This window comes from Longimicrobium sp. (genome assembly GCF_036554565.1).
Classification (GTDB): Bacteria; Gemmatimonadota; Gemmatimonadetes; order Longimicrobiales; family Longimicrobiaceae; genus Longimicrobium.
Genome location: NZ_DATBNB010000510.1, coordinates 1 through 13304 on the forward strand (window position 1 = coordinate 1; position 13304 = coordinate 13304).

Annotated in this window: 13 protein-coding genes and 1 tRNA gene; all 14 read left to right on the forward strand. The window is 70.4% G+C overall.

The window, feature by feature from the left end:
- The coding region (locus tag VIB55_RS13980; protein ID WP_331877270.1) for a protein-glutamate O-methyltransferase CheR at positions 1 to 687 on the forward strand (687 nt) is incomplete at its 5' end.
- Entirely contained in the window at positions 684 to 1181 is a 498-nt protein-coding gene (locus VIB55_RS13985; RefSeq protein WP_331022353.1) for a chemotaxis protein CheD, read from the forward strand. The genes VIB55_RS13980 and VIB55_RS13985, both read left to right, overlap by 4 nt.
- Positions 1168 to 2358, forward strand: a complete 1191-nt coding sequence (cheB, locus tag VIB55_RS13990) for a chemotaxis-specific protein-glutamate methyltransferase CheB (protein ID WP_331877271.1) — start codon at positions 1168 to 1170, stop codon at positions 2356 to 2358. Before VIB55_RS13985 ends, cheB begins: the two co-directional genes overlap by 14 nt.
- Positions 2355 to 2840, forward strand: coding sequence for a chemotaxis protein CheW (locus VIB55_RS13995; RefSeq protein WP_331877272.1), 486 nt, complete (start codon positions 2355 to 2357; stop codon positions 2838 to 2840). Before cheB ends, VIB55_RS13995 begins: the two co-directional genes overlap by 4 nt.
- Entirely contained in the window at positions 2837 to 3346 is a 510-nt protein-coding gene (locus VIB55_RS14000) for a chemotaxis protein CheW (protein WP_331877273.1), read from the forward strand. The genes VIB55_RS13995 and VIB55_RS14000 overlap by 4 nt, the downstream gene beginning before the upstream one ends.
- On the forward strand, positions 3343 to 4188 hold the full coding sequence (locus VIB55_RS14005; RefSeq protein ID WP_331877274.1) for a tetratricopeptide repeat protein: 846 nt from the start codon (positions 3343 to 3345) through the stop codon (positions 4186 to 4188). Before VIB55_RS14000 ends, VIB55_RS14005 begins: the two co-directional genes overlap by 4 nt.
- Before the next feature lie 95 nt (positions 4189 to 4283).
- Positions 4284 to 5135 carry a peptidase MA family metallohydrolase gene (locus VIB55_RS14010; RefSeq protein WP_331877275.1) on the forward strand — a complete coding sequence of 284 codons (852 nt, stop codon included), beginning with the start codon at positions 4284 to 4286 and terminating at the stop codon, positions 5133 to 5135.
- A gap of 305 nt (positions 5136 to 5440) precedes the next feature.
- Positions 5441 to 5872 carry a type II toxin-antitoxin system VapC family toxin gene (locus tag VIB55_RS14015; RefSeq protein WP_331877276.1) on the forward strand — a complete coding sequence of 144 codons (432 nt, stop codon included), beginning with the start codon at positions 5441 to 5443 and terminating at the stop codon, positions 5870 to 5872.
- A gap of 100 nt (positions 5873 to 5972) precedes the next feature.
- A complete protein-coding gene (locus tag VIB55_RS14020; protein ID WP_331877277.1) occupies positions 5973 to 6206 on the forward strand; it encodes a hypothetical protein in 234 nt (77 codons plus the stop codon).
- 13 nt (positions 6207 to 6219) lie between these two features.
- Positions 6220 to 6293, forward strand: a tRNA-Val gene (locus tag VIB55_RS14025).
- 913 nt (positions 6294 to 7206) lie between these two features.
- A complete protein-coding gene (locus VIB55_RS14030; RefSeq protein ID WP_331877278.1) occupies positions 7207 to 7500 on the forward strand; it encodes a DUF6968 family protein in 294 nt (97 codons plus the stop codon).
- A gap of 200 nt (positions 7501 to 7700) precedes the next feature.
- Positions 7701 to 10106 carry a PAS domain S-box protein gene (locus tag VIB55_RS14035; RefSeq protein WP_331877279.1) on the forward strand — a complete coding sequence of 802 codons (2406 nt, stop codon included), beginning with the start codon at positions 7701 to 7703 and terminating at the stop codon, positions 10104 to 10106.
- 4 nt (positions 10107 to 10110) lie between these two features.
- Positions 10111 to 10578, forward strand: coding sequence for a response regulator (locus tag VIB55_RS14040; RefSeq protein WP_331877280.1), 468 nt, complete (start codon positions 10111 to 10113; stop codon positions 10576 to 10578).
- Positions 10575 to 12902, forward strand: a complete 2328-nt coding sequence (locus VIB55_RS14045) for a PAS domain S-box protein (RefSeq protein ID WP_331877281.1) — start codon at positions 10575 to 10577, stop codon at positions 12900 to 12902. Before VIB55_RS14040 ends, VIB55_RS14045 begins: the two co-directional genes overlap by 4 nt.
- The last annotated feature ends 402 nt before the right edge of the window (positions 12903 to 13304 follow it).

The following is a 13304-nucleotide window of genomic DNA, read 5'->3' on the forward strand; positions in this document are numbered from 1 at the left end:
GGGCAGATGTCGTTCGCCGACTACTCGGCGCTGCTGGACCGCGAGCCGGCGGAGTACGACCACCTGCTCGACACCCTGACCATCAACGTCACCAAGTTCTTCCGCAACCTGGAAACGTGGAACGCGCTGGAACAGCAGGTGCTCCCAGAGCTGTTCACCGGCCGCGCGCCGGTGAAGGTGTGGAGCGCCGGCAGCGCCAGCGGAGAGGAGGCGTACACCTGCTCCATGCTGTTCCGCGACTGGCTGGCGCGGAACGGGCGTAGCCACGAGGCGGGGCGCATCCAGATCACCGGCACCGACATCGACCGGCGCAGCCTGGAGGCGGCGCGGCGGGGCGAGTACCCGGAGCTGTCGATGGCCGAGACCCCGCCCGACGCGCAGGCGCGCTGGTTCACCGGCGGGCCGCCCTGGGCGGTGAAGCCCGAGGTGAAGCAGGGCGTGGCCTTCGAGCACCGCGACCTGATCTCCGGCCAGCCGCTGGCGGGGCAGAACCTGATCTTTTGCAGGAACGTGGTGATCTACTTCGACCGAGAGATCCAGGAGCGGCTGTTCCGGCGCTTTCACGACGCGCTGGCCCCGGGCGGGTACCTGGTGATGGGCAAGGTGGAAACGCTGATCGGCGAGGCGCGGCTGCTGTTCAAGCCCGTCAACAACCGCGAGCGCATCTTCCGCAGGCCCCCCGAATGAACGGCCGCGCGAGCGCCACCACCTACGTGAAGGTGGCCCAGCACGCCGTCGGAGGCCCTGAGGACCTGCTGGTGACCCTGGGCCTGGGCTCGTGCGTGGCCATTCTCCTTCACGACCCCGACGCCCGCGTGGGGGGGATGGCGCACGTGCTTCTCCCCGAGCCGGCGCTTTCGCGCGACCGCAGCAACGAGAGCAAGTTCGCCACGACGGCGGTGCCCCTCCTGGTGCGCGAGATGGCCCGGCGCGGCGCCCGGCCGGGGCGGCTGCAGGCGCGGCTGGTGGGGGGCGCGGCCATGTTCCAGACGCTGATGGTGCCGGGCACGCTGAACATGGGCGAACGCAACGTCCGCGCGGCCCGCGAGGCGCTGGAGCGCGCGGGGATTCCCGTGCTCAGCGAGAACGTGGGCGGCGACTACGGGCGGTCGGTTCGCTTCGCCGTGGGCCAGGGGCGCACGACCGTGAGCTCGGTTGGAAAGCCCGATGTCGTTCTCTGACCGGCGCCCGCAGACCGTCCTGGTCGTGGACGACAGCGCCTTCATGCGGCGCGTCATCACCGACATCCTTTCGCGCACCGACGAGTTTCGCGTCGTGGGCACCGCGCGCGACGGGCACGACGCCCTGCGCAAGGTGCACCAGCTGGAGCCGGACCTGGTGACCATGGACGTGGAGATGCCCGGGCTGGACGGGCTCTCCGCGCTGGGCTACATCATGAGCGAGACGCCGCGCCCGGTGGTCATGCTTTCCGCCTATACGACGGAGGGCGGCGAAGCGACCATGCGGGCGCTGGACTACGGCGCGGTGGATTTCGTCGCCAAGCCGTCCGGCACCATCTCGCTTAACCTGGACACGGTCGCCGACCGGCTGCTGGACGCGTTGCGCGCCGCCGCCGCCGCCAACCTGTCCGTGCTGCCGGTGCAGATGCGCCGGTCCGCCCTGCGCCCCGCGCCGGCCGCCGCGCCGGGCCGGGGTTCGCTGTCGATGCCCGTGGCGCCGCCGGTCGCGCCTGCCGCCGACGTCGTGCCCGCCGCGCCCGCCGCGCCCCGCGTTCCCGCGGCGCACGAGACGGCGGCGGACCTCGCGGTGGTGGTGGCCGCGTCCACCGGCGGTCCGCGGGCGCTGACGGAGATGATCCCCCGGCTGCGCGCTCCGCTGGGGGCTGCCGTGCTGGTGGTGCAGCACATGCCGCCGCGCTTCACCCGTTCGCTGGCGGAGCGGATCGACGGCATGTCGGAGCTGGCGGTGAGCGAGGCGGTGGACGGCGAGCCGGTGCTGGCGGACCACGTGTACTTTGCCCCCGGCGACTTTCACATGCGTGTGGTGCGCGAGGGCGGGCAGGCGCGGCTGGCGCTGGACCAGGAGCCCTCGCTCTGGGGGGTGCGCCCCGCGGCGGACTACCTGTTCCGCACCGCGGCCGAGGTGTTCGGCCCGAGGACGGTGGGCGTGGTGCTTACCGGGATGGGCAAGGACGGCGCGGAGGGGCTGCGCGAGATCGTGGAGGCGGGCGGATCGGGGATCGCGCAGGACCGCGCCACGTCCGTGATCTACGGGATGCCCGCCGCGGCGGCGAAGAGCGCCGGCAGCATCATGCCGCTGGACCAGATCCACACGGGGATCGAGCGCGAGGTGGACCTGCGTCCCCGACCGGCGATCGTCGTGCGGGAGGGCGCGTGATCGCCCCGGCGCAGGAGCTGGACTTCCGCGCGCTGCTGGCCCGGGGCGAGGGGGCGCAGGTGGTGGCCTTCCGCATGGGAGGCGAGCTGCACGGGTGCGACATCCGGCTGGTGGAGGAGGTGGTGACCAGGCAGCGCATCCATCCGCTTCCCGACGTGCCGCCGCACCTGCTGGGGATGATCCTGCTGCGCGGGGAGATGGTGCCCGTCGTCGACGTTTCCGCCGCGCTGGGGCTTTCGCTCTCGCCCGGCGGGGCGCGGCCCATTCTGGTCGCCGGCGTAGGCGGGGCGCGGGTGGGCGTGGCGGCGGACGCCGTGCACGAGGTGATGGAGGTGCCGGCGGAGGCGCTTCGGCCGGCGCCGCACGCCGCAGGCGAGGCGTACGTGGTGGGGGTGGCCCGGCTGGCCCCCGGGCTGGTGACGTTGATCGACCTCGCGGAGCTGCTTCGCGAGCGGACCACCCTGGACACCCGGACAGCATGAGGAACGTTCGTCAGGCGGCGGTGCCGCAGGTGCAGCTGGTCACCTTCAGCGTGGGCGGCGAGGAGTTCGGGCTGGACGTATTCTCGGTGCACGAGATCCTGAGCTACCAGGCGGTGACGCCCGTGCCCCGCGCCCCGGCGTTCGTGGAGGGAGTGCTGGACGTGCGCGGCTCCGTGGTCCCCGTGGTGGACCTGCGCCGCCGCTTCGAGGTGGCGGAGGCCGGCTACGACGACGAGACGCGCATCGTGCTGGTGGAGTTCGCCGGCGAGCGGCTGGGGCTGGTGGTGGACAGCGTCACGGAGGTGCTGCGTGCGCCGGAAACCTCCATCTCCGCCCCCCCGGCGTACATCAAGGGGCTTTCCGCGGAGTTCATCCGCGGCATCGTGCGGCACAACGGGCGGCTGATCATTCTGATGGACCTGGACCGCATCCTGAGCAGCGAGGAGCGCATCGCCCTGGAAAGCGCGGACCTGCAGGCGGCGGAAGGGGTGGCGGAGGGGGCATGACCTCGCGGGAGCTGCTGGACGCGTTTCTGGCCCGCTACGGCCGGATCGAGGGCGAGCTGGAAACGGCGGGCGCGGCGGACCGCGAGCGCCTGCGTGGCGAGATCGTGGCGCTGTTCCGCGAAACGGAGACGGCGCTGGACGAGCTGGCCGCCTTCAAGGAGCGCATCCGGGCGCTGGTGGAGCGCTACAAGTCGCTTCCCCCGCCTCCCGCCCCGGCGCAGCAGCACACCATCGTGTCCGACCACATCGGCAGCAGCACGTACATCGAGCGCGGGTGGACGGCCATCGCCTCGGGCGACGCCAAGCGCGCGGTGAAGGAGCTGGAGCGCGCGCTGGAGCTGGCGCCCAACGATCCGCACGCCGAAAGCCTGCTGGGGTGGGCGCAGATGCTGCGCGAGCAGTACGACGACGCGCTGATGACCTACTACAAGGTGCTGATGAAGGACCCCAACAACCCGCTGGCGCGGGTGAACCTGGGGTACATCTGCCTGAAGAAGGGGATCTTCGGCGAGGCCATCGAGCACCTGAGCAAGGCCATCCGGCAGGACGCCGACCGCAAGAGCAGCCTGTACGCGCACTTCTACATGGGGCTGGTGTACCTTGAGCGCGAGATGTACGACGACGCGCGCGGCTTCTTCCGGCAGACGCTGGAGCTGGGGCCCAACATGCTGGAGGCGTGGTGGGAGATCGGGCGGGCGTACTACCTGGAGGGCAACAACGCCGCGGCGGCCGACGCCTGGCGCACGGGGCACCAGACCAACCGCTTCAACCTGTGGGGCGAGCGCTGCGGCAAGGCGCTGGCCCAGCTGGAGTCCGGCCAGCCGGTAGAGGCCGCCGGCTGATCCGCGTCCTCCTCGCGCTCCTTCCCCTGCTCACCGGCGCGTCCCCCGCGCTCGCGCAGTCCCCCCTCGACACGCTCCGCTCCGGCACGCTGCGGGTGATCCACGCCCCCCGGCACGCCGCCTTGGCCCGCGAGGTGATGGCCCGGGCCGTGGCGCCCATGCCGCTCCCGGGCTTCGGCCGCGGCGCCGCTCCCGAGTCCACTACCATCGTCCTGGCCACCAGCCCGCGTGCCTTTTCGGCGGCGACGGGCGGGCGCACCCCCGAGTGGGCGGGTGGCGTGGCCATGCCGTACGAGCGCACCATCGTCATCCCCGCCTATCCCGTCCCTGGCGTGGACCGCCGCCAGGCCGACGCCACGCTGCGCCACGAGATCGTTCACCTGGTGCTTCACGAGCGCCTGCCGGGAACCATCCCGCGCTGGTTCGACGAGGGGTACGCCGAGGTGGCGTCCGGCAGCTGGAACGCCGACGAGGCGTGGGCGCTGCGCGTGGCCTTCATGCTGGGGCGGGCGCCGCCGCTGGACTCGCTGGAGCTGGCCTGGCCGGCGGGCGAGGGGCAGGCGCGGCTGGCCTACCTGCTGAGCGCCACGATGGTGGACCACCTGCGCCGCCGCGCGGGGGAGCGCGGCTTTCAGCTGTTGCTGCACAACTGGCGGCGGCTGGGCACGCTGGACGCCGCCATCCGCGAAACCTTCGCGATGACGCCGGGGCAGCTGGAGGACGAGTGGAAGAAGGCGGTCCGCTCGCGCTACGGATGGTTGCAGATGGGTGCCAACGTGGGCGCCGTATGGGGCCTGGCGCTCCTGCTGGCGCTGGTCGCCTGGATTCCGCGGCGCCGCCGCAACCGCGCACGCGTGGCGGAGATGGAGCGCGAGTACCACATGCTCCCGGCGCCGCGCGAAGACGGCGTGAACGTGGAGTATCCCCTGGCCGAGGACGACGATTAAGGCATCGTTTTACGCCACCTCACGTGTCCACACTGTACCCTTGCGCTTCTCCCACTGCATAGTGATATTGGTCCAGAGCGTTTTCTTTCGACGGCGTGGAGGGGTCGTGAAAAGATCAGCACGGAAGAATGCGAGGCTCTCGCGGGCACGAGGTCCGACCTACCTCGGCACGACGAAGGCAAATGGCTGCCCGGCCGCCGCGGAGCCTCCGGAAGAGGTGTTTCGCGAGATGCTGCTGGCCGGCTTCGACCAGGCGTTCGGCATTGAGATCGACGACGTTTACCCCGCGAATCAGACGGACGTGGATGAAGTATATCGTTGATACACAGATGCTGGTGCGGGCGTTGCGCTCGGAAGTGGAGGCCAGGAGATACAGAACGTTTCTCACAGCCTTTTCTTCATCCGTGTACCTGTGCTCCGTCGTCGCCCAGGAACTGCTGGCCGGCAGCCGCAAGGCGGAAGCTCGGCGCCTTCGCGAATTGATTACGCGGTTCGAAAAGCTGCAGAGAACCGCCGCGCCTACCCATGCGAGTTGGAAGCGTGCGGGAGAAATCCTCTGCCGGCTACGCAGGGCGGGGTTCACGATCACGCCTTCACTGACCAACGACGTACTGATTGCCTGCACCGCCACGCAAATTGGTGCTGAAGTCATTCACGACAACGCGCGGGATTATCGCGCGATCCAGGCGAGGCTCTCGTTCCGGCATCGGACGGATTACCCGCCAGTGGCGCCGTAAGACAACCCGAGCAGCTTCTGCGGCATCCCATCGGGCGACACGACGTTGCCGCGGACGCTTCGGGGTTGACGCTTTCGCCCCGCAGCCCTAAACTTTTCGCATGTCGAGACCTGTACCTTCCAAGCCGCGGACCGTCGCTTCGGCCGCCACCGCGCCGGTTGCCGACGCCGAGAGCACGCTTCGCTTCGGGCCGCTGAACGGGGCCCTGCTGGGCATTGGCCTGGCGAGCATCGTGTACGGGTTCATGCTGCTGGCCGGGGGCAGCACCGTAGGCGCGCCGCTGCTGCTGGTGCTGGGCTTTGCCGTCCTGGTGCCGCTCGGCATCATCCTGTAGTCCGAGATCGCACGGGCGCTTAGCTCAGCTGGTTAGAGCACCGGTTTTACACACCGGGGGTCGGGGGTTCGAATCCCTCAGCGCCCATTCAGACCCAATGACGCGGGGCGAACACCAATGGTGTCCGTCCCGCTCGCTGTTTCCGCCCGCCTGCTCGTGTACCATCTTGCACCGGCGCTACGCCGCATGGCGACAGGGACCGGGCGCTCGTCCGCGATCTGCCGGATTCATTCACGTGATTTCGCGGTGTGTCCCGTCTACCTACCCGCAAGCGCCTGGTGCACGATGGCCGAGACCCCTGCGTATGAGTTCAACCGTCCCAGCCGCGTTCGCCATCACGGGACGTGGCGTGGTGGTGATAGGTGGAACCCGGTGGCAGGAGAAGGTCTTCCGGCTGCTGCATGCGGAGATTCACACGCCAGACGGGGCATTCTCCACCGGAGCGCCTGGGCGGAACACATCGGGAGGCGCCTGGATCCAGATCCCGCGGGACGAGCGAGAGGGGTTCCTGCTCGAGGCCACCGAAAAGCCGGAGGTGCCCACCGGCTCCTCGGTCCGGGATCTACCTGGCCGATCCACGCGGTCCCTGATTCGGAGCGATCCAGGCGAAGGAGTTTTCGGCGATGACGCAGGACGGGGATTTCGCGGCTCGAAACGCCTGTTCACGAATTCACCGTAGCCGACGCGTTCGCCGTGTCGGGCCGTGGGCTCATGGTGCTCGGGAAGGGCCGGTGGGCAGCGCCCGCCGCCACCCCGCTGCACGCCGAGATCCACACGCCGGACGGCCGCGTCGTCCGCGGGATGGCACGGGCCCTGGTCATGTTCAATGCTCCGGCCGCGGCCGACATGCAGGCGTTCCTGCTTCCGGACGCACAAAAACCGGAGGTTCCCGTCGGATCTGCCGTACGTCTCTTCCTCGAAGATCCACGCGCCCCCTCCGCCCGCGACGCATTGTAGCCGCAAAGAGGGGAGCCCTTCGTAGACCAATGAGCCGATGAACATGAGCCAGGAGAACTGCGACGATGGTGTGATCGCCGAGCGCGAGCTGGAAACGGCGGGAGAGCATCCGGGGCGGGTCGTGGTGCGGATGGGGATGCCGGTGCGAGTTGCGGATGGCGAATGGGGCTGCCCCTTCCAGATTCGGGGAGCCGGTGACGGACGGGTCCGGACCGCCTACGGGGTCGATGGAGTGCAGGCGCTGCAGCTTTGCATGGAGATGATCCGGGCCGATCTCGGAGCACTGCAGCGCTCCCATCGGCTGACGTGGCTTGGCGGGGACGACCTCGGCTTCTAGTCACACGTATCTGGCGGGGCAGAACGGGCCTGGCGAACCGCCGGCCCGTTCGTGCATCCATGGATCGCGCGCGCCGTAAACGAGGGCAGCGTTTCCGGCGGCATTCCATTCCGCCTCACCTCCCCGTATCTTACGCGCAGTTTCTTTCCAACTCACCGCTCTGATGATCGCCCGGCACCCGTGCAGGGCACGCCGCGTCCATGACCGATCCCGGCTTTTCAGCGCCCGCCGGGGAGGCTCCCGGGAGCGACCCCTTCCTGTCGTTCCTTGGCACCCACCCACTCCCCGCGTGGGTGCACGATCCCGCGTCGCTCCAAGTTCTGGCGGCGAACCAGGCAGCGCTGCATCTTTACGGATACGAATCCGGACGCTTTGCGCAGCTCACGCTCGGCGACCTGGACGCTGCCCCCACCCCGGCGGACCATGGCACACGCACCCACCGGCGGGCCGACGGCTCGGCGATGCGGGTGGAGCTCGCCGCCAGCGACGTACGGTACGCCGGCCGCGACGCGCGCCTGGTGACGGCGCGCGAGGCGCCGGCCGGCCCATCCGGCCAGCTCGGCGAACTGCGCTTTCGCGAGGCGCTGGAGCACGCCCCCATCGGCATGGCGCTGGTGGCGCCCGACGGGCGGTGGATGATGGTGAACCGGGCGCTCTGCCGCATCACCGGCTACTCCGAAGAAGAGCTGCTGGGGCTGGCCTTTCACGGGGTCACCCGTCCGGGCGACCTGGACGCCGACCTCGCCCAGGTGCAGGCGCTGCTGGCGGGCGAGGGCGACAGCTACGAGATGGAAAAGCGCTACGTGCGCCGCGACGGGCAGACGGTGTGGGTGCTGCTGGCCGTGGCCGTGGTGCGCGACGGCGCGGGCCAGCCGGTGCAGTTCATCGCGCAGATCCAGGACATCACGGGGCAGCGCGACGCCCGGGTGGCCCTGCGGCGCAGCGAGGCGCGGTTCCGCTCGCTCATCGAGAACGCCACCGACGTCATCACCGTGCTCGACGCCGACGGCCGCATCCGCTTCGGGAGCCCGTCGGTGAAGCGCATCCTGGGCTACGACCCCGACGAGCTGCTGGGGCGGCCCGTGACGGACTTCATCCACCCCGACGACCACGCGCACGTGCTGGAAGCGCTGGCCGAGCGCATCCGCAACCCCGGCGTGGTGCAGTCGGTGGAGCTGCGGTTCCGCCACCGGAACGGCGAATGGCGCATCCTGGCGGCGCGCGGGGCCAACCGGCTGGACGACCCCGCCGTGCGCGGAATCGTGGTCAACTCGCGCGACGTCACCGACCGCCGCCACGCCGAAGAAGAGCTGCGCCGCACGGCCGAGCACCTGCGCGAGCTGGTGGCCGCGCAGCAGGAGTTCGCCACCGCCGGGCTCAACCTGGAGCCGCTGATGGTGAGCATCGCCGCGCGTGCCCGCACGCTGACCGGGGCGGACGGCGGCGTGGTGGAGCTGCTGGAGGGCGACGAGATGGTGTACCGCGCCGCGTCGGGCACGGTGGCGCCCCACCAGGGGCTGCGGCTGCCGGTGGAGGCAAGCCTGTCGGGGCTGAGCGTGCGCACGGGCCAGGTGCTGCGCTGCGACGATTCGGAAACGGACGCGCGCGTGGCCCGTGCCGCCACGCGGCGGGTGGGCGTGCGGTCGATGCTGGTGGTGCCGCTGGCGGCCGAGGGGCGGCGGCTGGGGGTGCTGAAGGTGGTGTCGTCGCGGCCCCACGCGTTCGGCGAAGGGGAGTCCAACACCCTGTCGCTGCTGGCGGGGGTGATGTCGGCGGCCATGCGCGACGCGCTGGCGTACGAAAAGGAGCAGCGCCTGCTGGCCGCCAGCCGCGAGGCCGAGGACAAGCTGCAGTCGTACGCCCGCGAGCTGCAGCGCAGCAACCGCGAGCTGCAGGACTTTGCCTACGTGGCCTCGCACGACCTGCAGGAGCCGCTGCGAAAGATCCAGGCGTTCGGCGACCGGCTTTCGGGACGGGCCGGCGACGCGCTCGACGAGCAGGGGCGCGACTACCTGGCGCGCATGCGGAGCGCCGCCGCGCGGATGCAGGCGCTGATCCAGGACCTGCTGGCGTACTCGCGGGTGGCCACGCGGCCGCAGCCCTTCGTGCCCGTGAACCTGGACCAGGTGGCGGCCGAGGCGCTGGGTGACCTGCAGGTGCGCATCGCCTCCACCGGGGCGCAGGTGGAAATCGGCCCGCTCCCCACGGTGCAGGGAGACCTGATGCAGATGCGCCAGCTGCTGCTGAACCTGGTGGGAAACGCCGTGAAGTTCCATCGCCCCGGCGTGCCCCCGTTGGTGCGGGTGGCGGGGCGGCTGCTCGCGGCCGGCGAGGCGCCGCGGGGCGCGGAGGTGGTGTCGTGGGCGGAGGTGACGGTGCGCGACGAGGGGATCGGCTTCGACGAAAAGTACCTGGACCGCATCTTTTCGCCCTTCCAGCGCCTGCACGGGCGCGGCGAGTACGAGGGCACGGGAATGGGGCTGGCCATCTGCCGCCGCATCGCCGAGCGGCACGGCGGCACCCTCGAGGCGCACAGCCAGCCGGGACAGGGCTCCACCTTCACCATCCGCATTCCCGCCCTCCGGGCGGCGCAGCAGGAGGCCTGACCTCATGACGCCTGTGCAGGGGAGCCGCGTGTTGATCCTGATGGCCGACGACGACGCCGACGACCGGCTGCTGGCCGCCGACGCCCTGGCCGAGGCGCGGCTCAACAACGAGCTGCGCTTCGTGGAAGACGGCGAGGAGCTGATGGACTACCTGAACCGGCGCGGCCGCTGGTCGGCCCCCGGCGCCGCGCCCCGCCCCGGGCTGATCCTGCTCGACCTGAACATGCCCCGCAAGGACGGCCGCGAGGCGCTGCGCGAGATCAAGGCCCATCCCGAGCTGCGCCGCATTCCCGTGGTGGTGCTCACCACTTCACGCGCCGAAGAAGACGTGCTGCGCAGCTACGACCTGGGCGCCAGCTCGTTCATCTCCAAGCCGGTGACCTTCGACGGGCTGGTGAGCGCCATGAAGGCGCTGGGGCGCTACTACATCGAAATCGTGGAGCTCCCCCCCGCGGGCAGGGAGGGGGAATGATCCCCGAAACGCTGCGGGTGCTGCTGGTGGAGGACGACGAGGACGACTTCGTCCTCACGCGCGACCTGCTGGCCAACGCGCGGGGGGTGAAGTTCCAGCTGGAGTGGGCGCCCACGGTGGAGGAGGGGCTGGCCGCCCTCCGCGACGGGGCGTTCGATGCCGTGCTGCTGGACTTCTACCTGGGGGGCGCCAGCGGGCTGGACTTCCTGGACCGCCTGACGAGCCGCGCGGCCACCCCGCCGGTGCTGCTGCTGACCGGCGTGGGCGACGACGGGGTAGACATGGCCGCCATGCGTGCCGGCGCGGCCGACTTCCTGGTGAAGAGCGAGATCACCCCGCTGCTGCTGGAGCGGGCCGTGCGCTACGCCGTGCAGCAGCACCGCTCCGAGCAGGCGCTGCGCGAAAGCGAGGAACGCTTCCGGCAGCTGGCCGAAAACATCGGCGCCGTGTTCTGGCTGTACGACCTGGCCCAGGAGCGCACCGTGTACGTGAGCCCCGCGTACGAGCGCATCTGGGCCCGCGCCATCGACGAGCTGTACGCCCACCCCGGCGTGTGGCTGCGGTCCGTGCACCCCGACGACGCCGAGGCGCTGGCGGGGGTCATGGGCACCGTGGAGCCGTACGAGGTGGAGTACCGCATCGTGCGCCCCGACGGCGAGGTCCGGTGGATCCGCGACCGCGGCTTTCCCATCCGCGACGCGCACGGCGCCGCCTTCCGCACGGCCGGCATCGCCGAAGACATCACCGAGCGCCGCGCCGCCCAGGACACGCTGGCCAGCCGCGAGGCGTACTTCCGCGCGCTGATGGAGAACGCGCAGGACCTGGTGGTGAGCCTGGACCTGGAGGGCAAGGTGCGCGACCACAGCCCCTCGGTGGAGCGGCTGCTGGGCTACACCTTCGACGAGCTGCACGGGCGCAACATCTTCGAGATCATCCATCCCGACGACGTGGGCGAGGTGCTGGGCGCGTTCATGTCCATCCTGGGCCAGCCGGGCGCCTCGGTCACGCGCGAGTACCGCATCCGGATGGCGGATGGCGGGTGGCGCATCCTGGAGAGCACCGGCTACAACCTGGTCGAGCACCCGGCCGTCCGCGCGGTGGTGGTGAACTCGCACGACGTGACGGCGCGGCGCCAGGCCGAAGAGGAGCTGCGCGCCAGCGAAGAGCAGCTTCGCCAGTCGCAGAAGCTGGAGGCGGTGGGGCGCCTGGCGGGCGGCATCGCGCACGACTTCAACAACCTGCTGACGGCCATCCAGGGCAACGCCGAGATGCTGCTGATGGAGGCGCCGGACACGGGGCCGCTGCGCGAAGACCTGATGGAGATCAAGCGCGCCTCCGTCCGCGCCGCGGGGCTCACCCGCCAGCTGCTGGCCTTCAGCCGCAAGCAGATGCTGGCGCCCAAGGTGCTCGACGTGAACGCCAGCGTGCGCGAGATGGAGCGCATGCTGGCCCGCCTGCTGGGCGAAGACGTCACGCTCGTCACCCGGCTGGACGCCCACGCGTCGCGGGTGAGGGCAGACCCCGGCCAATTGGAGCAGGTGATCCTGAACCTGGCGGTGAATGGGCGCGACGCCCTGCCGCTTGGCGGCACCCTGGTGATCGAGACGGCCGACGCGCGGCTGACCGAGGAAGACTCGCGCCGCTACCCGTATTCCGTGGTCCCCGGCCCGTACGTGCAGCTGACGGTGTCGGACGAGGGGGTCGGGATGCCGCCGGAGGTGCTGGCCCGCGTCTTCGAGCCGTTCTTCACCACCAAGGAGCCGGGGCACGGCACCGGGCTGGGCCTCTCGACGGTGTACGGCATCGTCAAGCAGAGCGGCGGCTACGTGTGGGTGGAAAGCGAGCCCGGCCGCGGCACCACCTTCCGGGTGTTCCTTCCCGCGGTGAACGCCGAGCCCGACCGCCTGGAGCCGGTGCTGCACGTGCTGGATGAGGCGGAGGCGCGCACGGCCACCATCCTGCTGGTGGAAGACGAGGACGCGGTGCGCACGCTGGCCCGCAAGATCCTGGAGCGCAAAGGATACGTGGTGCTCGACGCGCGCTGCCGCGCCGATGCGCGCCAGGTGTTCGAGCAGGCGGGCGGCCGCATCGACCTGCTGCTGACCGACGTGGTGATGCCCGAGGGAAGCGGCCGCGAGCTGGCCGAGGAGCTGCTGGCGGTTTCGCCGGGGCTGCGGGTGGTGTTCATGTCGGGCTACACCGACGACGCCCTGATCCGCCACGGCGTGCTGGAAAGCCGCTTCCGGCTGATCCAGAAGCCGTTCACGCCCGACGCGCTGTGGAACGCGGTGGGAGAGGCGTTGGAAAAGGGAGCTAGTGCGTGAGGGGAAGTGCGTTAGTGCGTGAGTGCGGAAGTGCGTGAGTGGATCCCTTCCGCACTAACGCACTAACGCACTAACGCACTGACGCACTGTCTTTCCGCACTGTCTTTCTTGCAGTCCGTTTGTCGTTTTGACCGACGTAAACTGGTACGCGCGTTGCCCTTATGCGGGGCAGCCGCGTGGGCGGGGTGCCTGCGCGACGTGCGTGAATCAACCGTCGGCCCACTGGGCTAAACCAACCGGAGGAACGACAGATGACGATGTACTCCACCACCCGCTTCAACGACCCGCTCGACGCGCTGTTCACCAACTTCATGGGCGGGCGGCAGGGCAACGGTGCCACGCTCATGCGTGCGCCGGAGACGGACGTCGTAGAGACCGAGCGCGAGATCCGCGTGGTCACCG

Bases quoted from the DNA above. Each gene is read 5' to 3' on its own strand.
- VIB55_RS14035 (WP_331877279.1), top strand. From the start codon at position 7,701: ATGACCGATCCCGGCTTTTCAGCGCCCGCCGGGGAGGCTCCCGGGAGC.
- VIB55_RS14000 (WP_331877273.1), top strand. From the start codon at position 2,837: ATGAGGAACGTTCGTCAGGCGGCGGTGCCGCAGGTGCAGCTGGTCACC.
- VIB55_RS14040 (WP_331877280.1), top strand. From the start codon at position 10,111: ATGACGCCTGTGCAGGGGAGCCGCGTGTTGATCCTGATGGCCGACGAC.
- cheB (WP_331877271.1), top strand. From the start codon at position 1,168: ATGTCGTTCTCTGACCGGCGCCCGCAGACCGTCCTGGTCGTGGACGAC.
- VIB55_RS13985 (WP_331022353.1), top strand. From the start codon at position 684: ATGAACGGCCGCGCGAGCGCCACCACCTACGTGAAGGTGGCCCAGCAC.
- VIB55_RS14020 (WP_331877277.1), top strand. From the start codon at position 5,973: ATGTCGAGACCTGTACCTTCCAAGCCGCGGACCGTCGCTTCGGCCGCC.
- VIB55_RS14005 (WP_331877274.1), top strand. From the start codon at position 3,343: ATGACCTCGCGGGAGCTGCTGGACGCGTTTCTGGCCCGCTACGGCCGG.
- VIB55_RS14015 (WP_331877276.1), top strand. From the start codon at position 5,441: ATGAAGTATATCGTTGATACACAGATGCTGGTGCGGGCGTTGCGCTCG.
- VIB55_RS14045 (WP_331877281.1), top strand. From the start codon at position 10,575: ATGATCCCCGAAACGCTGCGGGTGCTGCTGGTGGAGGACGACGAGGAC.
- VIB55_RS14030 (WP_331877278.1), top strand. From the start codon at position 7,207: ATGAGCCAGGAGAACTGCGACGATGGTGTGATCGCCGAGCGCGAGCTG.